This window comes from Stenotrophomonas sp. YJH_SMC_73 (genome assembly GCF_059370155.1).
This window is the reverse complement of record NZ_JCAFTJ010000006.1, coordinates 240,417-266,743: the sequence shown is the minus strand read 5'-3', so window position 1 is coordinate 266,743 and position 26,327 is coordinate 240,417. Positions and strand designations below refer to the sequence as shown.

Below are 26,327 nucleotides of genomic sequence, written 5' to 3'. Positions count from 1 at the left end.
CGGGCGCTGGCCGGCTGTAGGGGAAGCCGGCCAGCGGCCGGCTCTACCCGATGTCCGGACCTGGGGTCAGCCCTTCATCGTGCCCGTATCCAGCCAGCGCTGGTGCCACGACAGTGCTTCGGGCAACAGGTGCGGGGTGTGCTTGCCGTAGCTTTCGCGGCTGGCACGGTCGAAGTAATCCTGCAGCTGCGGGCGGAAATCCGGGTGCGCGCAGTTGTCGATCAGCACCTGCGCGCGCTTGCGCGGGGTCAGGCCACGCAGGTCGGCCAGGCCCTGTTCGGTGACGATCACCGACACGTCGTGCTCGGTGTGGTCGACATGGCTGGCCATCGGCACGATCGCCGAGATGGTGCCGTTCTTGGCAGTGGACGGGCTCAGGAACGCCGACAGGAAACCGTTGCGGGCGAAGTCACCCGAACCGCCAATGCCGTTCATGATCCGCGTGCCCATCACGTGCGTCGAGTTGACGTTGCCGTAGATGTCCACCTCGATCATGCCGTTCATGCCGATGCAGCCCAGGCGGCGCACCAGTTCCGGATGGTTGGAGATCTCCTGCGTGCGCATGATGATGCGCTCGCGGTAGAAATCGATGTTCTCCTTGAACGTCTCGTTGGCCTGCGGGCTCAGCGCGAAGCCGGTACACGAGGCGTAGCTCAGCACGCCATCGCGCAGCAGGTCGAGCATGCCGTCCTGGATCACTTCGGTGAACGCGGCCAGGTCGCGGAAACCACTCCTGGCCAGGCCGGCCAGCACGGCGTTGGGGATGTTGCCCACGCCCGACTGCAGCGGCAGCAGGTTCGGCGGCAGGCGGCCCTTCTTCACCTCATGCTTGAGGAACTCGATCAGGTGCGAGGCGATCTGTTCGCTGGTCGCATCGATCGGGCTGAACGGGCTGTTGCGGTCCGGGCCGTTGGTGCGCACCACGGCCACGATCTTGTCCGGGTCGCAGCGCAGCGCGGTGTCGCCGATGCGGTCGTTGGCGTTTACCAGCGGAATCGGCTTGCGGTGCGGTGGCAGCGCGGTGCCGTAGTAGATGTCGTGCATGCCGTCGACGCCGGCCGGTTGCCATTCGTTGACCTCGACGATCACCTTCTTGGCCAGGTCCAGCCAGGTCTTGTTGTTGCCGACCGAGGTGGAGGGCACCAGCGAGCCATCTTCGCGGATGGCCGAGACTTCGATCACGGCGGTATCGATCTCGCCGTAGAAGCCGAACCACACGTGCTGGGCGACGTGGCTGAGGTGGATGTCGATGTAATCCAGCTTGCCCTCGTTGATGCGGTTGCGCGCATCCGGATCGCTCTGGAACGGCATGCGCATGGCGATGCCATCGGCCTTGGCCAGCGCGCCATCGAGTTCCGGCGCGGTGGAGGCACCGGTCATCAGCTTGATCTGGAAGGGCTGGCCCTGGGCGTGCACCGCTTCGATGCGGCGGGCCAGTTCGACGGGAACGGCCTTGGGATACCCGGAGCCGGTGAAGCCGCTCATGGCCACGGTTTCACCGGGCTGGATCAGCGCGGCTGCGGCCTCGGCGGAGACCACGCGGTCACGAAGACGCGCGTTGGCGATGCGATCAACAGACATGACGACAGTGTTTCTGGGGGGAAACCCGATTATCGGCCATCCTCATCCGTACGGGGGGTTCTACCTTCGTGGAATGGCTTTTCCCCACCGGGGTCACCCATACCCACCGGTTTTGTTTTGCAGTGCAGCGTGCAAAGTGCTTTCGCAGCCCGCACGATGGCCCTGCATCCCGACGTGGGGGAGGGAGCAGAGCCCGCTGGCAGTTCGCTGCAAGCGGGCTTTTTTATTGCCTGCCGCCCAGAATGAATGCGCGGCACCCCTTTGGGGTCGGATCCTTTTGCCAAGGGCAAAAGGCTCTGACCCCACCCGCGGCATCAACCGGCGGCACCTCAGGGTCAGAGCCCTTCGCCGTTGGCAAAGGGATCCGACCCCGCGAGAATCAGCGCATGACCCTCGCCACCGCTGACCTGCCCGCCACCCTGCAGCCCCTTGTCGACCGCGCCCTGGCGCGCCTGGCCCAGGTCCTGCCCGAGCCCGTTCCGGCCGAGCTGCTGCCGCTGCTGACCCGGCTGGCGGTGGCCAGCGACTTCGCGCTGGACACCCTGGTGCGGCAACCGGCGCTGCTGGCGCAGCTGGCCGCGCCCGGCTGCCCGCCGATCCCGGCGCCGGTGCTCGATCCGCTGCAACCCAGCGACTGGCCGGCACAGCTGCGGCGCTGGCGCACCGCGATGTCCACGCGGCTGATCTGGCGTGACCTGGCCGGGCTGGACGACGTGGCGCAGACCCTGGCTGGCGCCACCACCCTGGCCGAGGATTGCCTGCGGCTGGCGCTGGACGCCCTGCAGCAGGAATTCGCACAGCGGCACGGCGTGGTCCGTGATGGCGCAGGCGTCCCCCAACAGCTGGTGGTATTCGGCCTGGGCAAGCTCGGCGGTGGCGAGCTCAACTTCAGTTCCGATATCGACCTGGTCTATGCGTACCCGCAGGGCGGCGAATCCGACGGTCCGCGCGCGCTGGCCGCCGAGGAGTATTTCGCCCGCCTCGGCCAGCGCCTGGCCAAGCTGCTGGACGAAACCACGGTCGATGGCTTCAGCCACCGCGTCGACCTGCGCCTGCGCCCGTTCGGCAGCGCCGGTCGCGTTGCGCTGTCGTTCGCGGCGATGGATCAGTACTTCCAGCGCGAAGGCCGCGACTGGGAGCGCTATGCGTGGCTGAAGGCGCGCGCGGTGGCCGGCGATATCGACGCCGGCGAAGCGTGGTTGCAGACCCTGCGACCGTTCGTATACCGCCGCTACCTGGATTTCACCGCGCTCGACGGCCTGCGTGAGATGAAGGCGGCGATCACCGCCGAAGTCGCGCGCCGCGAGCTGCACGAAGACATCAAGCGCGGCGCCGGTGGCATCCGCGAAATCGAGTTCCTGTGCCAGGCACTGCAGCTGATCCGCGGTGGCCGTGAGCCGGCGCTGCGCGAGCGCCGCCTGCTGGTGGCACTGGACGCGCTGGTGGCCGCCGGACAGATTGCGCCCGACGATGGCGCTGCGCTGCGCGAGGCCTACCTGTTCCTGCGCCGGTTGGAGAACCGCCTGCAGATGCTGCGCGACGCGCAGACCCACGTGCTGCCCAGCGACGCGCTGGACCGCGCGCGCATCGCCATCGGCCTCGGCTACCCGGATTGGGAGGTACTGCGCGCGGCACTGGCCGAACAGCAGCAGCGGGTCAGCACCGAATTCGCCGCGCTGCTGGCCCCGCGCAAGGGCCAGGCCGCGCCCGACGCGCTGGCCAACTACTGGCGCAGCCTGCCCGAGGGCAGCAACGCGCCGTTGCTGGCCGAAGCCGGTTTCCTCGATGCCAATGGCGCAGACCAGTCGCTGCGCGATTTCGCCCAGGGCACCGGCGTGAAGTCATTGTCCGATGCGGCGCGTGCGCGGCTGGATCGCGTACTGCCGGCGCTGCTGCATGCGGCCACGCGTTCGCCGCAGCCCGATGCCGCGCTCAAGCGCGTGCTCGGCCTGCTGCAGGCGGTCCTGCGCCGGACCAGCTATCTCGCGCTGCTGGACGAACAACCCAGCGCGTTGGCGCGTCTGGTCGATGTGCTGGCGCGCAGCGCGCTGCTGGCTGAGCGGCTGGTCGCGTATCCGCTGCTGCTGGATGAACTGCTGGATGTGCGCGTGTCCGGGCCGATGCCCGATGCGGCCGGCATGCTGGCCGAGTGCCAGCAGGTGCTGGCGGTGGAAGATCCCGAATCGGCACTGCGCTGGCTCAACGAGACGCGGCTGGCGCTCAGTTTCCGCATGGCGATGGCCACGCTGGACGGCCGCCAGGGCGCGGTGGACAGCACGCGGCAACTGGCCGAACTGGCGCAGGCGGTGGTGGTCACCGTGCTGGCGATGGCCGAGGCGGACATGCGCGCCGCGCACGGAGGGATTCCCGGTGGACGTTTCGCGATCATCGGCTACGGCAGCCTCGGCGGGCTTGAACTGGGCTTCGGTTCCGACCTGGACCTGGTATTCCTGCACGACAACCCGGCCGGCGTGGAAGCCAGCGACGGCGCGCGTCCGCTGGAGCCGGGGCGCTGGTATGCGCGGCTGGCGCAGAAGGTGATGGCGCTGCTCGGTGCGGTCACCGCCGCCGGCCGCCTGTACGACATCGACGTGCGCCTGCGCCCGGATGGCGGCAAGGGGTCGCTGGTGTCTTCGCTGGCCAGCTACACCGAGTACCAGCGCGAACGTGCGTGGACCTGGGAACACCAGGCGCTGGTGCGCGCGCGTGGCGTGGCCGGCGATGCCAGCCTGCTGGCCGATTTCGAGCAGGTGCGTGCACAGACGCTGGGGCGTGAGCGCGACATGGGTGTGCTGTATGCCGACGTGCTGAAGATGCGCGGCCGCATGCGCACCGAACTGGACCGCAGCGACGCCGCACGGCTGGACCTGAAGCAGGGTGCGGGCGGCGTGGTGGACCTGGAATTCCTGCTGCAGACCGGTGTGCTTGCGCGCAGTGCGCGGCACGTGGCGTTGCTGCAGCCGCGCGATACGCCGTCGTTGATCAATGCGTTGGCTGGTGTTGGTTTCCTGCCGGATGCCACTGCGCAGGCGCTGCATGGCGCGCACGCCACGCTGTTGGACGTGGGCCTGGCCTGCACGCTGGACCGCCGCCCGCGGCTGGCCCCGACCACGCCGGCGATTGAAGAGGCGTGTGCAGCGATTACGGCGGCGTGCAGAGCGGCAGAGTTGCCGTTCGCCTGAGTGCCGGATGGCGGAGGACTGCAGTTGGTAGATGCCAACCTTGGTTGGCATGAATGCCAAGCGCCAACCAAGGTTGGCGACTACCGGATCAATGGCCCTGCGATGCCCGCTCCTGGTGGGTGCCGACCGTTGGTCGGCACAATCTGTCGGCACCCACCGGATCAATGGCCCTGCGATGGCACGCCGTTGGTAGATGCCAACCTTGGTTGGCATGAATGCCAAGCGCCAACCAAGGTTGGCGACTACCGGATCAATGGCCCTGCGATGGCCCGCTCCTGGTAGGTGCCGACCGTTGGTCGGCACAATCTGTCGGCAGCGATGAGTTCTGCAGGGCGTGCCGACCAACGGTTGGCACCCACCGGCTCAATGGCGGTCAGCTGGTGGCGCGCAGCGGCGCCATCTTCCACAGCAGCGCGCGGAACGGGGCCAGCAGGCAGACACCGATCGCCAGCTTCACTGCCAGGTCGCCGGCGGCCCAGCTCACCCACGGCAAGGTGGAACCGGCAAACGCGATCGACCAGAAAAGGGTGGTGTCCACCGTCGCGCTGCAGGTGGTGGCCACCATCGGTGCGCGCCACCAGCTGCCGCGGCGCAGGCGGTCGAACACGGTGATGTCCAGCAGCTGGGCCACGATGAACGCCGAGCACGAGGCAATGGCGATGCGCGGGGTGGCCACCCAGATCGACAGCAGCACCGCCACCGCGAAGCCGATCCACGCCACGCGGCGCGCCGGGCCCGGGCCGAAGCGGCGGTTGATCAGGTTGCTGACCAGGAACGCGACCGGATAGCTGAAGGCGCCCCAGGTCAGCCAGTCGTTGATCGGGTACTGCACCAGCACGTTGGACAGCAGCACCACTGCACCCATGGCCAGTACCGCCAGCACCAGGGCGCGCGGGGTCAGCGGGGCAAACAGAGGGGCAGGACGCACGGACATGGCGAGCCAGAGGGACAAAGGGGATCGCCCATTATCCGCCCGGCCTGCGGCAAAGCCAAAACCGGTCGTTCAGCTTTACAGCGCTTCACTCATCACATCACCGGCGGCATAGGCCGTCGGCACATAGGCCAGGGTCTGGCCCTGCGCGCTCTTCACGTTCCAGCCGGCACCCGGCCTCGGTGGGGTCGAAATGCACCCGTTGCCCGACCACGAAGGCTGCAGTCGGGTTCTCGCCCGGCGGCTGCACCGGCCAGCGCAGGGTGGCGGTGTGGTCGGCCTTGTCCGGTACCTGCAACTGCACCTGGCGTTCGCCCGTGGGCGTGGTCTCCACCTTCTTCACTTCCATTGGCGGCAGCGGCACCGCCTTGGTGCGGGTCGCCCTGGCATTGCGTTCGCTGGCCTTGAACGGCGCCTTGGACAGTTCGGACAGGCCCATCGAGGCCGCCATCGGCAGCGACAGCACCACGAACGAGGTCACGATCACGCTGGCCTCGCTGCTGTTCAACTGCGGCGCGGCGCCGGCATGGACGGTGGGCACCAGCAGCGCTGAGAGCAGCAATGCAGTGGTGGGAACGCGCAGGCAACGGAACATGGAGACCTCCTGGTCAGCGTGGGGCGGCGGCTCAGCGCCGGGTATCGAAGATGTCGCGCGGGCCGGTGGCCTCGGGCAGGTATTCCAGCGCACGGCCCTGGTTGTCCTTCAACTGCCAGCCCTGGTCATTGCCCGTCGGCTCGAAGTTCACGGTCTGGCCCACGGTGAACTGCACGGCCGGGTCGCCAACGCCGCGCGGGTACTGCATCGACGCGGTGTTCTGCGGATCGTTGGCATCGCGCAGCAGCACTTCGCGGCGGCCGTCGACGGTAGTGGCAATCGCGCTCACCTCCATCTGCGGCAGCTTGATCTGCTGCGGGCGGGCCAGCGGCTGGCCGGCATCGGCGGCATCCTGGGCTTCCTTCGCCGCGGCGGCGCGGGCCGAGGCCACCATCTGCGTGGACATTTCCAGGCTCGGTCCCTGCGGGCCCGGGTCATGGATGATCACGATGCGGCGTTCGGCATGGGCGGCCGATGACCAGGCCAGCGCGGTGACGATCAGCATCGATACCAGGGAGTTGTGCAGCAGACGCATGTCGTTCTCCTTGCGGGATTCAGGGCGAGGCGGCGGTGGCACCGGCCACCGGCACATGGGGGATCACCAGTTCCTGCTGCAGCTGGCTGCGCTGGTGCAGGAAGTCGAACACCGATTCCACCGTCACCACCGAATAGTTGCCGGAGATGCGTTCGCCGGCCGGATGGTCGGTGGTGGTGGCGTTGGCCACGAACAGGCGCGCACCCACGCGCTTGCCCAGGCCGATATGCAGCACGCTGGGCTGGTACTTCTGCTGGCGCAGCCACTGCTGTGCCTGTTCGCGCTTGACGATGGCCGGCGCGCCTTCGGCCTGCGCCATCGCCGCCGCCAGCACTTCCAGCACCCACTGGTTGGAGTTCTGGTAGTCGGTGGCGAACGGGTAGGCGACCACGTTGTACTTGGTTTCGTGCAGCGCCTTGGGCTGGATCGAGGGCGGCACCAGCATCGCGCGCAGTGCGGCACGCAAGGGGGCCGACGGCACGCCGATGCGCAGGTCGGTATGGCCGCCGCTCTCGCCGACGAAGTTGCCGAGGCCCTCGTGGTACAGCTGTGAGCTGTCGGTCTTGCAGCGGTTGAGCAGGTGCATCGCGCGCCAGCGGCCGTCGTCCTCGCGCAGCAGGAAGGCCAGGTGGCTGTGGCGCAGGCCGTAGCGGCTCAGGTCCTGGCCACCGCGCGCGGCCACCACCACGTCCACATCGGGCAGCGCGTCCAGGCGTTCGGCGGTGGTCCAGGCCACGTCCAGCATCGCCGCCTGCGACGCCACGCTGGGGGAGCGCTCGCGGCATTCGGTGCTGTTGGCCCAGGACGGTGCTGTCGCCAGCAGGCTGGCGATCAGCAGCGCGGCGCGGGGCAGGCGGGAAAAACGATCCATGTCGGTACCTTCAACGGCGGGCAGGCCCGCGCGCCGATCATACGCTGCTCAGCGCAGCGGGCGATCCACGCCCTTGCGCTTGAGCTCCTTGTCGCAGGCGTCACTGATGGGAGCCACCGGCAGTGGCGGGCGCTGGCCCTTCGGATCGCGCAGCGCCGGTTGTTCGCGGTACGCGTCCAGCTGCTGCTGGCATTGATACGAGATCGGATCCAGCTCGGTGGGCGCGGTGGAACACGCGGCGAGCAGGGCCAGGGGCAGCAGGAGCAGGGTACGCATGAAGAAGTTCAGTCCAACGGGGGGCCTTGGACTGTAACCGTGGTGCCGGATCGAAATGTTCAGAAAACGCTGCGCACCCGGCATTACCGCGATGCCAGGCGCCCAGGATTGCCGGCCAGCGGCCGGCACTACCCCAGTGCCAGGCGCTGTTTCACTTCCGCCGCCACCCGCGCGGTTTCGCGCAGCGGCTCGATGCGGTCGTACTGCCAGTCCAGCCAGTGCGCCTGCAACCGCCCACGTTCGCGCAGCTGCTGCTGGAAGCGCGCCAGGCGGCCCTGCGCTGTGTCGGCCAGCGCCACCATCACCGGCATGCGCGTGGCGCACGCCTCCGAGAGCAGGTTCACCGAATCGGGCGAGACCACCACGCGGTTGGCCCAGCCGAGCAGTCCGCCATAGGGATTGGTACCGTCGCCGCCATCGCCCCAGATCACGTGCGGCAGGTCGGCGAATTTCGCGCGCAGGATCTCCGCCAACGCCGGTGGGGTGCGTCGCGAGGTGGTGGCCAGCAGGCTGCCGCCTTCGCTGCGGATCTGGTCGGCCAGCGCCTGGAATACACCGACCATCGCCGTCTCATCCCACGGCGCCAGTGGCGTCGGCCCGCCCACCAGCAGCGCAGTGCGCGGGCCGGGCAGGGTGCTGAAGCCGGCGAACGCGGCGCGGCCCCAGGCCAGCCAGTCATCGTCCACCGGGTTGAGGCTGCCGAGCAGGGTCAACACATTGCTGCCGCGCAGGGCATCGTGTTCGGGCACCACCACCACGTCCCAGTGGCGCGCGCCGATGCGCGGGTCGAGGATCTGCACCACCTGGCTGCCGCGTGCGCGCAGCACGCGCAGGGCGCCAGCGGCCTGGCGGCCACAGCCGATCGCCAGCGCCGGGGCGTCGGCAGCCAGCGTCGCGAAGGCCTCGCCGTAGCTGTTCACATCGCCGGGCAAGCGCCGCGGCGACAGCCAGCGCCAGGGCGCGCGCGGTTGCAGCAGCAGCGGTCGGTGGGTGCCCTGGCGCAGTGCCGAGGCCAGCGCGACCGCCTGGCGGACATTGCCCGCACGGCCGTCAGTGACCGTCCAGGGCGCGCTCGATCGTTTCACCATTGGCATTAATTCGTTTCAGTCCTGCTGGGTGTTGCAACAGTCGCGACACTCTACACTGCGGCTCGTCGATTCGCCCCGCGCCGCCCGCGGGCACTGACTCCCTTTCGCCGCCCTGGAGATCCACCGATGTCCCACGCGCTCGACGCTGCTGCCCTCGATCAGCTGTTCCGCACGGCCCGCACCCAGAACGCCTTCCTCGACAAGCCGGTCCCCGAGAGCCTGCTGAAGGAACTGTACGACCTGGTGAAGTGGGGCCCGACCGCGGCCAACACCACGCCGGCCCGCTTTGTCTTCGTCACCTCGAAGGAGGCCAAGGACAAGCTGGCCCCGGCGCTGTCCGAAGGCAACCTGGCCAAGACCATGGCCGCGCCGGTCACCGTCATCATCGGTTTCGACCTGGACTTCCACGAGAAGCTGCCGTACCTGTTCCCGCACACCGATGCCAAGGCCTGGTTCGACGGCCCACAGGAAGGCCGCCACGAAGCCGCCATCCGCAACGGCAGCCTGCAGGGCGCCTACCTGATCCTGGCCGCGCGCGCGCTGGGCCTGGATGCCGGCCCGATGTCCGGCTTCGACCCGGCCAAGGTCGACGAAGCCTTCTTCGCCGGCACCTCCATCAAGTCGAATTTCCTGGTCAACCTGGGTTACGGTGATTCGGCGGGCCTGTTCCCGCGCCTGCCGCGCCTGTCGTTCGACGAAGCGGCGCGCATCGCGTAAGTCGCTGTATCGGTTTCGGGCCCGCCGTCGTGCGGCGGGCTCTTGCTGCACCGTGTACCCACCCTACGATCCGGAGAGTTCCTCAGATGAGCGCCACCCGTAAACTGCTGCTGCCGCTGGCCCTGACCCTGGCCATCGCCGCCTGCTCCAAGCCGGCCGACACCGCTGCCCCGGCGGCCGATGCCGCCGCCCCGGCCACCACCGAGCAGGCCGCCACCCCGGCCGCCGATGCCGCCGCTGCTGCGCCGGCTGCCGAAGCGATCAAGATCGCCTCGGGCACCTACAAGCTGGACCCGAGCCACACCGACGTGCTGGCGCAGTGGAGCCACTTCGGCTTCTCCAACCCGAGCGCGCACTTCGGCAACGTCGAAGGCACCCTGGTGTACAACGCCGAAGACGTGACCAAGTCCACCGTGGAAGTGAAGCTGCCGCTGAGCGGCCTGAACAGCTTCACCGCCAAGTTCGACGAGCACCTGAAGAGCGCCGACTTCTTCGACGCCGCCAAGTTCGCCGATGCCACCTTCAAGAGCACCAAGGTGGAAGCGGCCGGCACCAACAAGCTGACCGTTACCGGTGACCTGACCATCAAGGGCATCACCAAGCCGGTCACCCTGGACGTCACCGTCAACGGCGGCGGCGAGCACCCGATGGCCAAGGTTCCGGCCGCCGGCTTCGATGCCACCACCACCCTGAAGCGCAGCGATTTCGGCGTCGGCGCGTATGCTCCGAATGTCAGCGATGAAGTGAAGATCCGCATCACCACCGAAGCCACCGGCGAAAAGCCGGCCGCTTGATGCACCCCGCTCACTCGTCGTGAGAAGGCAGAAGGCCCGCTGAAAAGCGGGCCTTCTTTTGGGGTGCCGGGGAACACGCGCTGGTTGACACACTGGCACTCCGCAGGCCAACCAAGGTTGGCCACTACCGGTTCATGCGGGCCGGAGAGTGTTTTGGTAGATGCCAACCTTGGTTGGCACATGGGCACTCCGCAGGCCAACCAAGGTTGGCCACTACCGGGTACGCGCCCTCAGCGCAACGCGCCCAACCATGCCACGCATGCTTCGCTCGGGCTCTGCTTGGCCTTCACCGCAAGCCCGCTCACCCGCACGAACGTCTGCGCGGCCTGCGCCACCACCTGGCGTGCGATCAGCGCCGCCTGCTTGGTCGCGGCCTGTTGCTTGCGCAGCTGCACGATGTGCACCGACGGCCGGCCCACCGGCGCGTACTTCTGGTCGCGGCGCAGCACGTCGGCCACCTGGGCCACTTCGAATTCGGCCTGCAGGTAGCGGTGCTGTGCCGCCACCAGCTCGCGCAGCGGCGCGCGCAGTACGGCGGTGTCGGCGAACGCGGCCAGCGCCGCATCGCAGGCGGCGTCATCGGCAAAGCGGGTACGCAGCGCGTCCACGCTGGCCAGGGTCAGTTTGGCCATGTGGGCCTCGTTGCTGCAGGAAAGGAGCGCGATTGTCGCATTGCTTGGCGGCTGATGCGTTGAACCGGGTGTCGGAATCCCTGTAGAGCTGAGCCCACGCTCGGCTCATCGCGCGCAGTGCGAGGGTTTTCCGATGGCGGAGCGGAGAGCAGCCGAGCGTGGGCTCGGCTCTACAATGGCTGTTGTATCACCCACGGAAGGAAGACCCATGCAGGACGCGCAGTACTGGTTGAACGAATTCTGGTCGGGCCTGAGCGTGCTCGATCTGCTGGGCGGCAGTGTGCTCGGTACGCTGCTTGGCCTGGTGCTGGGCATCCTCGGCTGGCGCTGGCTGCACCGCCGGGGTTGGTTGCAGCGGCGCAAGCGCTGGCATCACTGGCTGCTGGCCAGCTACGTGGTGCTGCTGCCGCTGGCCACGGCCTTCTTCGGCCTGCAGCTGGGCTTCACCGCCGGTGCGCACCGCGCGCTGTTCAAGCAGCTCGATCATTTCCAGCCGCACCTGCAGACTCTGGTGGAAGGCTGGAGCGAAGGCTTCACCGACTCGCTGGACGACCCGCGCATGCGCGAGGCGTTGCGCAGCCAGGGCACGGTGGGCGATGTGGCCGACACCATCGCCTCGGCCTACCTCAGCGAACATCCGCTGCCCGGCCTGGACCGTCTTGGCAACGGCCCGTTGGCGCGCGGTACCGGCTGGGTGATCGGCAAGGTGCGCGAAGGCCTGCTGCGCGGCATGGTGGAAGACACGCTGGTGGACAAGGCCGGCACCCTCGGCCTGGAACCCAAGGTGGTGCGGGAGGCACTGACCATGCATGTGGATGAGCTGCTGCACACCCGTGGCGTGCTGCGGCTGGTGAAGGCGCAGATCAACGGCATGATGCCCGGCGTGTACTTCGGGCTGCTGTTGCCGCTGCTGGTCGTCGCACTGCTGGTGGCGCTGGAGATCTGGGCCGCGCAGCGGTGCGGGTGGGTGCGGCAGGGGGGCGTGCCGCCGGTCGCGGTCCCTCCTGTAGAGCCGAGCCCATGCTCGGCTCATCGCGCGTAGCGCGATGGGTCCATCGGTGGCCGAGCGGAGAGCAGCCGAGCGTGGGCTCGGCTCTACACAGTCAAAGGCGTGCGGACCAACGGTCCGCACCCACCAGGCAGGTTCTGGTGCATGGGGTCAGATCCCTTCTCCACAGGAAAAGGGATCTGACTCCGAGCCGGTCAATCGCCGTCGGTTTCGTCCGGGTGGGCCTTCCAGTAGCCGGTCGAGCGGATCCAGTCGCGCGGCACGCCCAGGTGGCCTTCGATGAACTTGCGCATCATCCGCGCGCGGCGCGATTCGGTGGCGATCCAATAGAAGACATCGCCGTCCGGTGCCTCGAAGTCGGTCAGCATGTCTTCCAGCAGCGTGCTGCCGGCCGCCGGGAAGCCGTTGCGCTCCAGCCAGTGGATGCGCACGTTCTCGTACTGCGGCAGGTCCTGGCGTTCGGCCTCGTCGCGCACTTCGATGAAGGCCTGCACCTCGGCAGCGTCCGGCAGCACGTCCAGCCAGCGGGCGATGGCCGGCAGCGCGGTTTCATCGCCGATCAGCACGTAGGCGTCGTAGGTGTCGGCCACCACGAACGAGCCACGTGGGCCGCCGATCACCAGCGTGTCGCCCGGCTGCGCGCGCTCGGCCCACGGCCCGGCAATGCCCTGGTCGTGCAGCACGAAGTCGATGGCCAGCTCGCCGGTTTCGTGGTCCCACCAGCGCGGGGTGTAGTCGCGCGACGGCGAGGGCGCCTTGCCGTCCGGGTAGCTGCGGCCTTCGGCGGTCAGCACCGGCAGCACCATCTCGCCGCTGGCGTTGGGGAAGAACAGCTTGATGTGGTCGTCGGCACCGGGCGAATCGAAGCCGGCCAGATCGTCGCCACCCAGCACCACGCGGCGCATGTGCGGGGTGACCTCTTCGGTGCGCAGCACGGTCAGTTCACGGAAGCGCACATCCAGGCGCAGGCGCGTGTTGTTGTGTTCGGTCATGGGGATACCTGTAAAGGTGTCGCGCGGGGGCGCGCGGCATGGGGGAGGACCTGGCTGGATTCAGTCTGGCTGGGTCGTTGAAAACGGTGGGCTCTCGCTACCGGCGGTACCGTTGAGCAGGGCCGAGGCCCGCGTCAGCAGCGCCGCCACTTCTTCCGCTTCGCCCTCGGCCCAACGGCCGTGGTGATGCACCAGCGCCCGCTTGAACTCGCGCAGGGCAGTGGCCAGCGGCGGCGGCAGCGAGGCCTTGGTGATCTCGCGGGCACGGTCGAAGGCACGTCGCTGCGCCAGCCGCACCTGGGTGCGCTGCACCTTCAGCTCGAACTCGCCGGCAGCGGTGATGCGGAAGATCCGCTTGCCATCCACTTCCTCGGCCTCGATCCAGCCGGCCTGCTCGAAGCTGGCCAGCAGCGGGTACATGGTGCCGGCGCTGGGCGTATAGGCCTGCATGAACTGGTTGCTGATCAGCTGCATCAGCTCGTAGCCATGGCGCGGCTGCTCGCCGATCAGGGCCAGCACCAGCAGGCGCAGGTCACCGCGGCTCAGCACGCGTGGCTGGCCGTTGCGGCGGGGCACCGCCGGATCGGTGGAACGGGCTCTGGGGGAAGGGGGGTGGCTCATTTCGATATATCGGTAAACGAGTGTGCAAACGATATATCGATATATCGAAGCCGGCAATCACCGATCCGGCCACAAGCAGGTCCGTTTTGGGCCACGGGCGGCCGCGTGCACAGCAAAAGGGGCGCCCCTTGCAGGGCGCCCCGGCGATGCTGTGGAAGGGAGCAGGGCCGCGAGGCCCCTCACTCGCGGCCCACGCTGGACCCGCAGCCGGTACCGATCCAGAGGCAGGTGCGACATGTTGTCGCCGGTTCAGTACCGTTGCCCGAACCGCCCCTACAGCGGTGCCGGAGTTGCCCTACAACCGTCATCGGCAGCAGTAACACTGCGTCCTGCACATGGGCGCAGCGGCCCGCAAGCGACAGCCCGCGCAGCCGCCAAGGCCCGCCGCAGGGCCGTCAGCGGGCGCGGCAAGCCCCTTGCGGACACTGGCCGGTTGCATCCATACGCCTGCGTAGCCAAGTGACGAAAGCCCTTGGTGCGCTACACTTTGCGGTCTAGAAATCTATACAACAGTCGCGCGCGTGCGTGCGGTTATGGGAGCGCTAATGAACTGGTTGAACGAGGTGCTGAACAACGACCCGAATCCTGTGGAAACCCAGGAGTGGATCGAGTCGTTGAAGGCCGTTATTGATGTCGAGGGCTCCGAGCGCGCGCATCAGCTGCTGGAAGGCATGGTGGAACTGACCCGTCGTTCGGGCGCCTACCTGCCGTTCTCTCCCACCACCGAATACGTCAATACCATCGAACCGCAGTTCGAGGCCAAGAGCCCGGGCAACGCCGAGCTGGAATGGCGCATCCGTTCGATCATCCGCTGGAACGCGATGGCCACCGTGGTCCGCGCCAACCGCAAGCCGGGTGACCTGGGCGGCCACATCGCCTCGTTCGCCTCCGGCGCCACCCTGTACGACGTGGGCTTCAACCACTTCTGGCGCGCCCCGAGCGAGAACCACCCGGGCGACCTGCTGTTCATCCAGGGCCACAGCGCCCCGGGCATCTACGCGCGTTCCTTCCTGGAAGGCCGCATCAGCGAAGAGCAGCTGGACAAGTTCCGCATGGAAGTGGACGGCGGTGGCCTGTCCTCGTACCCGCACCCGTGGCTGATGCCGGACTACTGGCAGACCCCGACCGTGTCGATGGGCCTTGGCCCGCTGGCCGCCATCTACCAGGCGCAGTTCATGCGCTACCTGGAAAACCGTGGCCTGATCGAGAAGTCCGACCGCAAGGTGTGGTGCTTCATCGGCGACGGCGAGAGCGACGAGCCGGAAACCCTGGGTGCCATCGCCCTGGCCGGCCGTGAAGGCCTGGACAACCTGATCTTCGTGGTGAACTGCAACCTGCAGCGCCTGGACGGCCCGGTGCGCGGCAACGGCAAGATCATCCAGGAACTGGAAGGCGTGTTCCGTGGCGGCGGCTGGAACGTGATCAAGCTGCTGTGGGGCGGCTACTGGGATGCCCTGCTGGCCAAGGACACCAACGGCGTCCTGAAGAAGCTGATGATGGAAACCGTCGACGGCGAATACCAGAACTGCAAGGCCTTCGGCGGCGCGTATACCCGCGAGCATTTCTTCGGCAAGTACCCGGAAACCGCTGCGATGGTCGCCGGCCTGAGCGACGACGACATCTGGCGCCTGAACCGTGGTGGCCACGACCCGCACAAGGTGTACGCCGCCTACCACCAGGCCGTGAACACCAAGGGCATGCCGACCGTCATCCTGGCCAAGACCGTGAAGGGTTACGGCATGGGCAGCGCCGGTGAGGCACTGAACCCGACCCACCAGACCAAGAAGCTGGACGACGAAGCGGTGCGCCACTTCCGCGACCGCTTCAACATTCCGGTGACCGACGCGCAGCTGGCCGACGGCCAGGTGCCGTTCTACCACCCGGGCCCGGATTCGCCGGAAGTGCAGTACCTGCAGGAACGCCGTGCCGCGCTGGGCGGTTACCTGCCGCAGCGCCGCCGCAAGGCCGACAAGACCTTCGTGGCACCGAAGCTGGAAGCCTACGAGCGCCTGCTGAAGAGCAGCGGCGAGCGCAGCTACTCCACCACCATGGCCTTCGTGCAGAGCCTGAACATCACCCTGCGCGACAAGGAACTGGGCCCGCACATCGTGCCGATCGTGGCCGACGAAGCCCGTACCTTCGGTATGGAAGGCCTGTTCCGCCAGATCGGCATCTACGCGCCGTTCGGCCAGAAGTACAAGCCGGTCGATGCCGACCAGCTGATGTTCTACCGCGAAGACCAGAGCGGCCAGGTGCTGCAGCAGGGCATCAGCGAGCCGGGTGCGATCAGCTCGTGGATGGCCGCCGGTACCAGCTACTCGGTCAGCAACGTGCCGATGCTGCCGTTCTACATCTACTACAGCATGTTCGGCTTCCAGCGCGTGGGCGACATCGCCTGGCAGGCAGCGGACATGCGTACCCGCGGCTTCCTGCTGGGTGGCACCGCCGGCCGCACCACGCTGAACGGTGAAGGCCTGCAGCACGAAGATGGCTTCAGCCATCTGGTGGCCGGTGGCATCCCGAACGTGCGCAGCTACGACCCGACCTTCGGCTTCGAAGTGACGGTGATCCTGCAGCACGGCACCAAGCGCATGATGGAAGACCAGGTGGACGAGTATTACTACGTCACCCTGATGAACGAGAACTACACCCACCCGGAAATGCCGGAAGGCGCGGCCGAAGGCATCGTCAAGGGCATGTACCTGCTGACCGACGCCGGCAAGCCGAAGAAGGGCGAGCTGCGCGTGCAGCTGCTGGGTTCGGGCACCATCCTGCGCGAAGCCATTGCCGCCGCCGAGCTGCTGGACAAGGACTTCGGCGTGACCGCCGACATCTGGTCCTGCCCGAGCTTCAACGAACTGCGTCGCGATGGTTTCGACGTGGAACGTGCCAACCGCCTGCATCCGGAAGGTGAGCAGCGCAAGGCGTACGTGACCGAGCTGCTGGAAGGCCGCCAGGGCCCGGCGATTGCCGCCACCGACTACGTGCGTGCGTATGCGGACCAGATCCGTGCGTTCGTGCCGATGTCTTATACGGTGCTGGGTACCGATGGGTTTGGTCGCTCGGATACGCGTGCGAACCTGCGCCGGTTCTTTGAGGTGGATCGGTACTACATCGCGCATGCCGCGATTGCGGCGCTGGCGAAGGAAGGGAAGATGACCGCGAAGGATGTGGCCAGGGCGATCAAGCAGTACAAGATTGATCCGGAGAAGGCTAATCCTGTTGGGGTTTGATTTCGTCAATTTATTGACGCGAAAAGGGCGGCCATTGGCCGCCCTTTTTTTCTACACAGTTTTCCCACAGAATCGGCCTACCTCTTATGGAAGGGACGGCAATGAAGGCTCTAAAGGATGTTGTGCCTACTCCGGAACAGTTAGCTCTATTTTCAAGAGTTAGACCGGGTGTGGAACTGATTCGTGGTGCTGCTGGAAGTGGCAAAACGACCACGGCATTGCTTAAATTGAAGGCAGCTGTCGGATTCTATGTAAATAGAGTAAAGCGAAGTCCTGCTAAGCGACAAGTTAAAGTGCTTGTGCTTACATTTAATAGAACTCTGCGCGGCTACATCGCGGAGCTTGCTCGTTCTCAATTTGTGGAAGGGAATGAAATAAGTCTTGAAATTTCAACATTCTCTTCATGGGCTAAGGCCATGATTGGAGCAGGCGATGTGCTTGGTGCAGCTCAGTCTCAGGGTATTCTTCAGGCGTTCGCGGCCGGTGGAACTATTGATCCAGAATTCGCTGCGGAAGAGGCAATGTATGTTCTGGGTCGATTTATGCCGGATCAGGTCGACGAATATCTTTCGACTAAAAGGGTTGGTAGAGGGCTGGTTCCAAGGATGGAGCGAACTCAGAGGAGCGTGTTGCTCAAAAGTGTTGTAGAACCATATGTCCAACATAAGAAGAATCATGGTCTTCTTGATTGGAATGATCTGGCCGTACTGGCGGCTGAACAATCTGAAGAAATCTATGATGTTGTTGTAATTGATGAGGCGCAGGATTTTTCAGCCAATGAAATGAGAGCGGTTGTCGCCAAACTTAGAGGCGACCACACCATATGCATTGTCTTGGACGCTGCCCAGAGGATCTACGCAAGAAGCGGGTTTGGCTGGTCTGAGGTGGGACTGCACGTTAAGTCAGAGAATAGTTTTAGGCTCGATGTTAATTACAGAAATACGAAGCAAATCGCTGCTTTCGCCACGGGAATCTTGGATGGCATAGATCCCGGCGATGATGGGGCACTTCCTGACTTTACCAAGGCCAAGGTTGACGGCGATCTTCCCATTATCCTGAAAGGAACGTTTGGGCGTCAGATGGATTGGGTGATGCAGTTTATATCCGAAAAAGTAGACTTAAGCGAGGAGTCTGTAGCATTCCTCCATCCTGCTGGTGGTGGATGGTTTAGGCATATCCGGGAGACTCTCGATAATGCGGGCATAGGCTATGCAGAGATCAGTAGGAAGGCGGACTGGCCAGATGGAGCAGAAAGCATAGCCTTAAGTACAATGCATTCCGCTAAAGGGCTGGAGTTTGATTACGTGATCATGCTGGGCATAAGTAGTGAAAATATGCCGCTGGATGATGAAAGTACGGATGATGAGGCCCACCACCGTGCTCGCCGACTGTTGGCAATGGCTGTAGGAAGGGCGCGTCGGCAGGTTGTGATTGGCTACAAACCAGAGCAGGCCTCAGAGATATCTGCTTTCTTCAAGGACGAGCTCTGTCGAGTGATTAATCTATGACCATCGAGGATTTCTGCGAGAATCGAGGAGTGTCTAGGATTCTCCATTTCACGACGAATAAGGGCTGCATTGGAGTTCTTCATTCCAGGGCTCTGCGCTCGCGACAAAGGCTGACTGAAGACGAGCAGCTGAAGTTCGTCTTTCAGCCAAACGCGGCTTCAAGAACAAAGGATGCTGCTTGGCTGGACTATGTAAACCTCTCGATTGAAAGAATAAATAATACGTTCTTCGGGATCTGCTCTGAGCGATGGCACGATGGTCGCGATAATTGGTGGTGCGTACTTCAGTTTTCGCCAAAAATTCTTACTCATCCAGGTGTTTTCTTCTCAACCACCAATAATATTTACACTTCGGTCGTTCGCGGGGAGGGGGTTGCAGGAATTGCCGCGCTCTATGGCGACAAGGTGCAGCGCTGGTATGGTAACGTGGTGGCCCGGCCTGGAGATCTTCCGGATGCATATACAACCTGTGTCCAAGCGGAAGTTCTGTATCCTGGCGAGGTGACTACGAGCTGGCTTGAGGCAATTCATGTCAGGACGTCAGAGGAGTCTGACGAGGTTGCGGCGCAAATTAGGGCAACAGGTCATCGGGACGTGCCGGTCTACGTGAACGGAGAGATTTTCGGAGAGAATATCGATGAGTGCTAAGCAGCCCGTTAGTCTAAAACAGATAAGAAATTCAATGCTCTGGGCTGCTTGGGGCGATGCAGTGGGTTTTCCCGCGGAGCTTGTTTCAGACCGGGAATATTCGAAGAGAGTTGGCGCAAAGGGATGGGGAGGGACTCCGGCCTGGAAGAAAGTGGTCGGGGGCAGGTTTGGAGTACAGGTTCAGCTGCCAGCCGGTGCGTATTCTGATGATACGCAGCTCCGCTTAGCCACCTGTCGTGCAATATTTACAGGTGGGCGCTTCGATGTTGAGCTTTTCTCGAAGATCGAGCTGCCAATATGGTTGTCTTACGCGCTCGGTGCCGGGCGCGGAAGTAAGGCGGCTGCAAGTTCGCTTACTTCAAACAATGTCGCATGGTTTAGCAATTTCTATAGTGCGAAAGGAATTGATTATATGTACGGCGGCGGAAATGGCGCCGCTATGAGAATTCAGCCCCATGTGTGGTCATGTGCTGATTTGTCGTCACCTATTGCGTACATGGTCGACGTAGTTAGGAATTCGGTATGCACTCATGGGCATGTTAGGGGAATCATTGGGGCAGCGATACATGCTCGGTTTCTTGCCTATGCTCTAATGGCGCGCAAAATTCCACCGCTCAATCTATGGAGTGAGCTTGCACATGATGCCGCGGAATCTGCAGTTGGAGCTATCGATCAAGACGAGCAATTGAGCCAAATTTGGCTGCCCACTTGGGAGGCAAAGTCAGGAGTAGCTTTCTGCGAGGCAGTTGAAGAGGTTCTACGCGAATGGGAACAGCTAGTGTTACTTGCGGGTGATATTCGTGCCGAGACAGAAGACTATAGAGCTGCATATAGACGTCTTGTCGATAGCTGCGGAGGGTTGGATTCTTCGTCTAGAGGTTCAGGCATTCTATCGGCTCTATTGTCTGCGGCGGGTTCGCTTTGGCTCGATCAAGCCGGAGAGCGTGGTGCTCTAGTTGAAATGGGCACCTTGCTAGGAAGTGATACTGATACCATTGCATCGATGGCAGGGGCTTTGATAGGGGCCTGTAGTTCGGTCGAGCCCTCAGAGGTTATTCAAGACAGGGATTATTTGATTCAATGCGCTGATCGGCTTTGGCGATTGTCACAAAGTATGGCTGTTGATGATTTTATTTATCCTGATTTACTCTATTGGCAGCCCCCAAAGAATGCTCTGGATGTGATGAGCATCAAGACAAAAATGATAGTTGTTCCGGGCCTGGGACGGGTCTCGCCTAAGGATGGGAAATGGGTTCTGCGGAAGGGTGGTGTCGCTTTTCAGTGGTTTGAGATTTGGTTCGGACAGACGATTTTATGTAAGTACCGGATTGGAGCGGAAGTTCCTGTCCGGCGCTCACACGAGAGTGTTTTGATTGAAAATACCTTGCCTGATCTTTTTGTTGACAAGGTTGACGTGGGTTCAGCCGAGGCGCGGATCGATAATAATATAGATGCACTGGTTTCGAGTGTGCTAGATTCTAATTTAAATCCCGGCATTTTGGGTGGGATTTTGTCAGAAATGATCAGGAGTGGGCGGCCCGTCGAGGATATTGTCTGTTTTTCCGCGCTGGTGACTCGATCCTTCCGATCGCGTTGACATCTCTCGTTCACGGGAGCCCCTATTCCTGTTACAGGAGGGGCTTGAGGGAATTAATCACTGCAGCTTTCGTTACCAGGAGCAACGGGAACGATGCCAAGTCAATGATTCCGGGCTGGCAAGTACATCATTTGAGCTGGCGGGCGTTAGTTCTCTGCCCTCCAGCTCGACGTATGCGGAGTTCTGCAAAGCAGGCGCCACGGCGATCCGCAGAGAGTCTGGGTTGATGGTTATCAGATATAGATCGAATAGAGTGTGCACATCCGCACGGAGTAAAAGACCGTTCCTGACATCGTTACTCTTCAGTCCTGAGTAGGGGTAAATATGGGCGGCCTCAAGCGCATCCGGTACATTGCAACCCGTCATAGCACAGCGGCCGCCGTATGCGTCCAGCAGTGCCTTACGGAAGGCTGGCTGCCCCCGGCGCCGAACGATAGCTGCCAGCACACGTTGCCTCTCGTCCACCTCGTCTGCTGGAGAGAAACTGCCAGTTGCCTCCGCCGCTTTGGCCTCGTGCTCCAACAGTCCCCTTGTGGGGCCAGAGACCGACGTGGGCGTCTCACCAGAAAGCCCGAGGAGCTTGGCAAGTTTCGGCTCAACCTTTGCACCCACGTTCGATGCTGGAAGAAGCCCGGGTAGCCAAGGCTTGCCCGCCTGATCTAGAACATGGGAAATGTTCTGCATGCGGTATTCCCACGCCTTGGACGTGCGTCCGTGGCGGGCCGCTAGTTCCCGATAGACCCTTGTCTTCTCAAGGGCTGATCCATTGGCAAGACGGGCCTCCATTTGGCGATACGCCTCAACGGCAACAGCCAATTCGTCTTCAGTCCACCTACTCACAGCCTTCCCCTGTCCGCGACCGCACGTGGCGTCCTGGGGAAAGTATGCCGTAAACGACACAATGAGCCGCTAATGGCTTGAAACAGAAGAGCGTCGCATGTCAGCGCAAACCTAGGCTGTTCAGGCCCGTCGGTACGCCTCGTATGTGAAGTCCAGCTGCAAAGCCCTAGTCGGCCGGAAGTAGTCGGCTGCTCCAGCGCTGGAGTAGAGGTTGAACGCAGGGCGCCTCAGTGGCTCGGCTTATGAAGCCTAGGATGAGCAACTGTGATGAAGAGTTGTCCACCAGTAGAGCGGGCTTACCTCGGCAAGTGAGCTCGAAGTCCCTGACTTCAAAGCGTCCGGCACCGAGAGCTACATCTTCAGCCACTAGGCTTAGGACTTCGTCACGCATGACAGAAAACTCTGCAGTCGAGACCTTGGAATAGGTCTTCAGCTCCAGATCGCCATTTGGCAGCTGGAAGTAGGCGAGCGCTAAACCAATTGGCGCTGCCAAACACAGTACTGCGTACGTCAGAGACTTCATTGGAAGTCCTGCAATTCAGAGGCGAACGGACAATGGGGCCGCGGCGACAGCCCGCAGCCAATTGCGTAAGGTTCAAGCCTTGGGCTCTACTCCTGCACGTGGAGCCGCTCAGCCACCTGCGCAGTCAACGCCACACACGCCATCTTCAATCCTTCCATCACCCGATCCCCCAGGTACTCCTCGGGCGCGCCGTTCTGCCGAGTCCGCTCCGCCGCCAACATCAGTTCAGCCACCACACGCAGCCCCGCCAACGCGCAATCCGCATCCGCCAGCTGAAGACACCGTCCAGGCAGTTGATGCCGCTCCGGCCAAGGCTGGCCATCCGCAGCGGCACCGGTCCCGATGCGGCGCAGCGTGGCGACGAAGGCGTTGGGATCGACGGATCGTTCGCGCGCGGGTTCGGCGTTGTCCGGATCGTATTGCGCGTGCAGGGAACGGAAGTCCGATGTGTTCATGGCAATGCTCCGTACAGGACAGACAGCAGCGCCACCAATAAAGGTGGCGGACGGTGCGGGCTCGAAAACCGGTATGTACCAGACCGGCGGATCCGAAGATCCCCACGCACCGCCCGCCATGGAACGCGAACGGATTGCCAGCCGGCGCCACACAAAAGGTGACGCCGGCCGGCAAGCGCATACATCTGGTACAGAGACGGGTTTTCGAGTCCCGCGCCACCCTTCTCCGGTGGCACGCCAAGGTGTACTCGCATGGTTGCGAGATGCCAAGAAACCTTAGGCCGCAGAGGCCGCAAATGCTGACGCTTACGGCATTGTTGCATGGCCCGCGCGTGGCAGAACCCTTGCGGCGCAGTGGTTTCGGCCGGTGTTAAGTTACCGCCCGAATGCGCATTGAAAAGCACGGTTTGCAGAGGATCGGGGTCTCAAAAGCGACAATCCGCCCGCTGGGCTGCGATCCGAAGTGTGCCGATTGCGACGCAGCTTAACTTCGCAGCGCCACCCCCGGCCGAGGCCACAGCGTATCGTCGCGCTCCAGGTCGTAGTCGCTGCCGAACGCCAGCGCCGCCTCGCGTGTCGGAAGGTCTGCGTAGCAGCCCAGCAGGTACTCATCCATGCCTGCGTCGCCATGATCGATGGCGAACAGGTAGAGAAGCTCCTTGTCCAACGCTGCCAGCCACGTGGGGTCGATTCTGGTCATGGGCATCCTCCGGTGGGGAAGGGGACGATGGTCGGGAGCTGTCTCACAGCGTGAGTTCCGCATGCGCTCTGGCGGACAGCTCCCTCCGCTGGATATGCTCCACCCGTCGATACCAGGAGTCATCGTTATGGAAGACCTGCTCAATCGATCCGCACTGCTTCGCCAAGCGATCCTCTCCAAGGTGGATTACCCCTTGGCGGATGACTCGCCCAGATTGTTGGCGTCAATGGACGCAGCAATGCTGAGCCTTGAACACGCAGGCGCCCTTCGCGCGCTGCTGCAGGCCGGTATGGCGCCCTCTGCAATGGCATTGATGCGCTGCCAGTACGAGGCCTTCACGCGGTCCGTCTGGATCTTGCACTGCGCAGCAGACGAGCAGGTCGAACTGCTGTCCCTGCCACCGGAAGCTGGAATGAGCGAAAAGGGGCTGCCGATGCTGTCGAAGATGCTGGATGCATTTGCGGGAGTATCGGAGCTTGGCAATCTGCTCCCGCACCTTGTTGAGCTGAAGGTGCATGCATGGTTTCCGTTGAACTCATTCGTACACGCAGGGGTACACGCAATGAGCCGGAGCCGCGATGGCTTCCCTACGCCATTGGCGGTCAACGTCATCCGAATGAGCAACAACCTTTCGATGATGGCGGGGCAGCACCTCGCCGTTCTTACCGGCGTCCCGCATCTACAAAAAGAAGTGCTACGGCTCGATGAGATCTTTGCCGAGTGCCTTCTCTTCGATGAAGAAAAGCGCCGGGCCATCGAGGCGAGGGCGTCGGTAGAACAGTCGAGCTAGCTGAAGCCAGTAGCCTACATCGACGGCGCCGAAACCCGCTGCTGTTGCTCCTGCGTGCGCTGCATGTCTGCCTGCTCGCGCGCCTGGCGGTGGCCGATTGCTTCCACTTGGTTCAGGCTCTCTTGCACTGGCCGCTGGGCGGCCTCCGCAGTCGCAATGTGAGTGCGAAGGGAAGCAGGGTCGGACATCGCACCCTGCACCACAAAGATGTTATGTGCGGCGGGGGAGGCATCTGTCTGTCTGCTCAGCACAACATGGTCCGCGCGGGTGATTCCGGCATCCTTGGCTGCGGCCAGCAGACTGGTAGACATACGCTCGCTGGTGTCATCGAAGGTTCGGCCGTTGGCCTTGTCCAGTGCTTCCACCTTGCTCCGAATCTGGTCCAGCAGCGCCTGATCTGCTGGACTGAGCGAGTGGGTGGGCGAGGACTGCATATCTGCAACGCTCTGCGTCGGTGGCGAAATGGTGTGTGCGCTGCCGGTGTTCTTCAGCTCCACCCAGCCCAACCCGCCCTTTCCGAAGTCGCCAACAGGCAGGATCTTTGCGCTGCCAAAGTCGAGGCCATTGCGCTCAAGCTGCTTCGGGTCCAGACCAAGCTCATGCAGATCGATGCGGATGGCCGGGGGTTGGCGACCTTCAGCCAGGAAGGCATGGCTCGCCCCGATCACTGATAGCGGATAGGTGCCGTAGTAGTCGCGGTAGTCGGAATCGCCGTGCCGGCCCAGCGTGCCAGTGCCGTCATAGAAGCACTGCTCGACGGCCTTGGTGAGCTGGACGCTCTCATTGTTGGGGCGCTTGGCAAGCGCATCATATGAAATACCATCCGCCAAGCTCCTGGTTGCACCCTCCGCTCGAATGCAACGGGAGAGCGAGCGGGACGCAAGCATTGCCTCCAGTCCGTTGTCATCCAAGTTTGGATTCAACGCTCTGAATCGGCTATCCAGTGCCCGCAGGCCCGAGACCTCCGCCAGTGCCTCGTCCTGTCGTCCCTTGTCCAGAAGCGTGCGCACCGGCTCGGTCAGGTTCACCGAGCCTGACCGGGAATCGTGTGAAGCGATCAGTTCCTCGCTGTAGGTCTGCTTGAAGTCCCTGAGTGCTGCGGCGCGTTCCTTAGCCAGGATGCCGTGCATGGTCTCGTGGCCTAGCACTTCGGTAAGTCGTTCTTCAAGCCGGGGGCCGGTTACGCTCTGGAAATTGGAGGCGCTGATGAAAATCGTTGGTGGGTTTCCATCTGCTCCCTCCTGAAAGTGGCCGCCATTGTGATGTCCGTAGGAGACGGCAATCCGGCCGATCTGACCGCTGTCGGCTGCGTTTGCCAGAAGGTGATTGAGGTAGGGGGAGCCTGCAATGCTGCGGCGGATCGCATCTTCTGCCCCACTGGGAAGTTGCTTATCTGCCTGTAGATCGGCCAATAGTGGCTCGACGCTGGATTCGATTCCCTTCATTTGTCTCCTCCTCCAAACTGGACCGCGTAGACGCAGGTTTTCGCGGTATCGCCTTCGTTGGAACGATAGGTCAACAGGCTGGTATCCATACCCTGGTTACCACCGGTGATGGGGCGCCGGTACTGCCTGATGCCCCCTCTCTGAAATGGCACTTCTGCTCCGGTCCTGTATCCGAGGGCTTCGAGCGCTCGTCCGGCACTTTCGGCTTCCCAGTAGCACAGGCCATTCGGAGCATCTGTCACTGGCTGCTCACCCAGCTGATAGAAGATCACCTCTTGGTTGGGGAACTCACGTGCCGACTCAACCGATAGATAAGTAACCCCATAGTTATAGCCGTCCGTTGTTGTCAGGTCCTTCGCGATGTGCCTGATGCTGACCTTTTCGTCTGGCACGAGTGACACACCGATCGCCGTGCCGAACTTGTCCGGACTGATGTCCGCCCTTGACCTGAGCGAATCCGCGTAGGCGAGAATCCGTTTATGCAGCTCGGCCATGGAGATGCGGGCGGGCTGCGTATCTGCGGCAGCGGCACGTTCATTGACGGCAGACGTATCCGTCGATTGCGCACATGCAGATGTTAGCGTGAGCATGGCTGACAGTCCGAAAAGAGCACCAATGTGAGCCGCGCGCAGCATAGCTCGAGGTAGCTGCGGCCGAAGCAATCTGGTCATGATGACGGAGAGCAAAACCGAAGCCTCCTTCGTTGTGATGCCCATCGGTGAGCCCCTGACGGTGTTGAAGGTACTGTACGACCCGGATGAAGAA

23 protein-coding genes and 1 pseudogene are annotated in these 26,327 nt (G+C 63.5%); 9 read left to right on the top strand and 15 right to left on the bottom strand.

Annotation, left to right across the window (positions count from 1 at the left end):
• Positions 1-66: 66 nt before the first annotated feature.
• A complete protein-coding gene (scpC, locus tag AC5P8R_RS12270) occupies positions 67-1,581 on the bottom strand; it encodes a succinyl-CoA:acetate CoA-transferase ScpC (RefSeq protein ID WP_032960979.1) in 1,515 nt (504 codons plus the stop codon).
• Positions 1,582-1,967: 386 nt separating this feature from the next.
• Between scpC and glnE the strand changes: the two genes are divergently transcribed.
• Positions 1,968-4,763, top strand: a complete 2,796-nt coding sequence (gene glnE / locus AC5P8R_RS12265; RefSeq protein WP_445392106.1) for a bifunctional [glutamate--ammonia ligase]-adenylyl-L-tyrosine phosphorylase/[glutamate--ammonia-ligase] adenylyltransferase — start codon at positions 1,968-1,970, stop codon at positions 4,761-4,763.
• A gap of 373 nt (positions 4,764-5,136) precedes the next feature.
• On the opposite strand, the gene AC5P8R_RS12260 is transcribed toward glnE, so the two are convergent.
• The 6 genes and pseudogenes from AC5P8R_RS12260 to AC5P8R_RS12235 all read right to left on the bottom strand — a co-directional run bounded on the left by AC5P8R_RS12260 (position 5,137) and on the right by AC5P8R_RS12235 (position 9,059).
• Entirely contained in the window at positions 5,137-5,697 is a 561-nt protein-coding gene (locus AC5P8R_RS12260; protein WP_014645727.1) for a queuosine precursor transporter, read from the bottom strand.
• A 75-nt stretch (positions 5,698-5,772) separates the two neighbouring features.
• Positions 5,773-6,289, bottom strand: a pseudogene (locus tag AC5P8R_RS12255) (hypothetical protein).
• A 31-nt stretch (positions 6,290-6,320) separates the two neighbouring features.
• Positions 6,321-6,824 carry a hypothetical protein gene (locus tag AC5P8R_RS12250; RefSeq protein WP_014645729.1) on the bottom strand — a complete coding sequence of 168 codons (504 nt, stop codon included), beginning with the start codon at positions 6,822-6,824 and terminating at the stop codon, positions 6,321-6,323.
• 19 nt (positions 6,825-6,843) lie between these two features.
• Positions 6,844-7,695: a DUF2145 domain-containing protein gene (locus AC5P8R_RS12245; protein ID WP_495223475.1), complete on the bottom strand. Its 852-nt coding sequence runs from the start codon at positions 7,693-7,695 to the stop codon at positions 6,844-6,846.
• Positions 7,696-7,743: 48 nt separating this feature from the next.
• On the bottom strand, positions 7,744-7,971 hold the full coding sequence (locus AC5P8R_RS12240) for a hypothetical protein (RefSeq protein WP_014645731.1): 228 nt from the start codon (positions 7,969-7,971) through the stop codon (positions 7,744-7,746).
• A gap of 128 nt (positions 7,972-8,099) precedes the next feature.
• Entirely contained in the window at positions 8,100-9,059 is a 960-nt protein-coding gene (locus AC5P8R_RS12235) for a mitochondrial fission ELM1 family protein (RefSeq protein WP_495223474.1), read from the bottom strand.
• Between the two features lie 126 nt (positions 9,060-9,185).
• On the opposite strand from AC5P8R_RS12235, the gene AC5P8R_RS12230 reads away from it, so the two are divergent.
• Complete coding sequence (locus AC5P8R_RS12230) at positions 9,186-9,776, top strand: malonic semialdehyde reductase (protein ID WP_010484192.1); 591 nt, start codon at positions 9,186-9,188, stop codon at positions 9,774-9,776.
• 86 nt (positions 9,777-9,862) lie between these two features.
• Positions 9,863-10,570, top strand: a complete 708-nt coding sequence (locus AC5P8R_RS12225; RefSeq protein ID WP_005415047.1) for a YceI family protein — start codon at positions 9,863-9,865, stop codon at positions 10,568-10,570.
• Positions 10,571-10,800: 230 nt separating this feature from the next.
• Here the strand turns inward: AC5P8R_RS12225 and AC5P8R_RS12220 are convergent, their stop codons facing one another.
• A complete protein-coding gene (locus tag AC5P8R_RS12220; RefSeq protein WP_046428265.1) occupies positions 10,801-11,202 on the bottom strand; it encodes a hypothetical protein in 402 nt (133 codons plus the stop codon).
• 208 nt (positions 11,203-11,410) lie between these two features.
• On the opposite strand from AC5P8R_RS12220, the gene AC5P8R_RS12215 reads away from it, so the two are divergent.
• The gene (locus tag AC5P8R_RS12215) at positions 11,411-12,244 is read left to right on the top strand and encodes a hypothetical protein (RefSeq protein WP_481442955.1); all 834 of its coding nucleotides are present in this window, start codon (positions 11,411-11,413) and stop codon (positions 12,242-12,244) included.
• 161 nt (positions 12,245-12,405) lie between these two features.
• Here AC5P8R_RS12215 and AC5P8R_RS12210 read toward each other — a convergent pair whose 3' ends face one another.
• Together AC5P8R_RS12210 and AC5P8R_RS12205 are read right to left on the bottom strand one after the other, a co-directional pair.
• Positions 12,406-13,203, bottom strand: coding sequence for a siderophore-interacting protein (locus AC5P8R_RS12210; protein ID WP_126411648.1), 798 nt, complete (start codon positions 13,201-13,203; stop codon positions 12,406-12,408).
• 60 nt (positions 13,204-13,263) lie between these two features.
• Entirely contained in the window at positions 13,264-13,824 is a 561-nt protein-coding gene (locus AC5P8R_RS12205; protein ID WP_495223473.1) for a PadR family transcriptional regulator, read from the bottom strand.
• 545 nt (positions 13,825-14,369) lie between these two features.
• Here AC5P8R_RS12205 and aceE point away from each other — a divergent pair.
• From aceE to AC5P8R_RS12185, 4 genes are all read left to right on the top strand, one after another.
• Positions 14,370-17,057 carry a pyruvate dehydrogenase (acetyl-transferring), homodimeric type gene (gene aceE, locus AC5P8R_RS12200; RefSeq protein WP_012478970.1) on the top strand — a complete coding sequence of 896 codons (2,688 nt, stop codon included), beginning with the start codon at positions 14,370-14,372 and terminating at the stop codon, positions 17,055-17,057.
• A 101-nt stretch (positions 17,058-17,158) separates the two neighbouring features.
• Entirely contained in the window at positions 17,159-18,565 is a 1,407-nt protein-coding gene (locus AC5P8R_RS12195; protein ID WP_495223472.1) for a 3'-5' exonuclease, read from the top strand.
• A complete protein-coding gene (locus AC5P8R_RS12190) occupies positions 18,562-19,212 on the top strand; it encodes a DarT ssDNA thymidine ADP-ribosyltransferase family protein (protein ID WP_495223471.1) in 651 nt (216 codons plus the stop codon). Before AC5P8R_RS12195 ends, AC5P8R_RS12190 begins: the two co-directional genes overlap by 4 nt.
• On the top strand, positions 19,202-20,809 hold the full coding sequence (locus AC5P8R_RS12185) for an ADP-ribosylglycohydrolase family protein (protein WP_495223470.1): 1,608 nt from the start codon (positions 19,202-19,204) through the stop codon (positions 20,807-20,809). Before AC5P8R_RS12190 ends, AC5P8R_RS12185 begins: the two co-directional genes overlap by 11 nt.
• 72 nt (positions 20,810-20,881) lie before the next feature.
• Here the strand turns inward: AC5P8R_RS12185 and AC5P8R_RS12180 are convergent, their stop codons facing one another.
• The 3 genes from AC5P8R_RS12180 to AC5P8R_RS12170 all read right to left on the bottom strand — a co-directional run bounded on the left by AC5P8R_RS12180 (position 20,882) and on the right by AC5P8R_RS12170 (position 23,327).
• On the bottom strand, positions 20,882-21,493 hold the full coding sequence (locus tag AC5P8R_RS12180) for an HNH endonuclease (RefSeq protein WP_495223469.1): 612 nt from the start codon (positions 21,491-21,493) through the stop codon (positions 20,882-20,884).
• Between the two features lie 765 nt (positions 21,494-22,258).
• Positions 22,259-22,627, bottom strand: a complete 369-nt coding sequence (locus AC5P8R_RS12175; protein ID WP_495223468.1) for a hypothetical protein — start codon at positions 22,625-22,627, stop codon at positions 22,259-22,261.
• A 484-nt stretch (positions 22,628-23,111) separates the two neighbouring features.
• The gene (locus AC5P8R_RS12170) at positions 23,112-23,327 is read right to left on the bottom strand and encodes a hypothetical protein (RefSeq protein ID WP_495223466.1); all 216 of its coding nucleotides are present in this window, start codon (positions 23,325-23,327) and stop codon (positions 23,112-23,114) included.
• 127 nt (positions 23,328-23,454) lie between these two features.
• Between AC5P8R_RS12170 and AC5P8R_RS12165 the strand changes: the two genes are divergently transcribed.
• Positions 23,455-24,117 carry a DUF6988 family protein gene (locus AC5P8R_RS12165; RefSeq protein WP_495223465.1) on the top strand — a complete coding sequence of 221 codons (663 nt, stop codon included), beginning with the start codon at positions 23,455-23,457 and terminating at the stop codon, positions 24,115-24,117.
• 14 nt (positions 24,118-24,131) lie between these two features.
• On the opposite strand, the gene AC5P8R_RS12160 is transcribed toward AC5P8R_RS12165, so the two are convergent.
• A complete protein-coding gene (locus AC5P8R_RS12160) occupies positions 24,132-25,562 on the bottom strand; it encodes an XVIPCD domain-containing protein (RefSeq protein WP_495223464.1) in 1,431 nt (476 codons plus the stop codon).
• Positions 25,559-26,278: a hypothetical protein gene (locus AC5P8R_RS12155; RefSeq protein WP_495223463.1), complete on the bottom strand. Its 720-nt coding sequence runs from the start codon at positions 26,276-26,278 to the stop codon at positions 25,559-25,561. Before AC5P8R_RS12155 ends, AC5P8R_RS12160 begins: the two co-directional genes overlap by 4 nt.
• Positions 26,279-26,327: the final 49 nt, after the last annotated feature.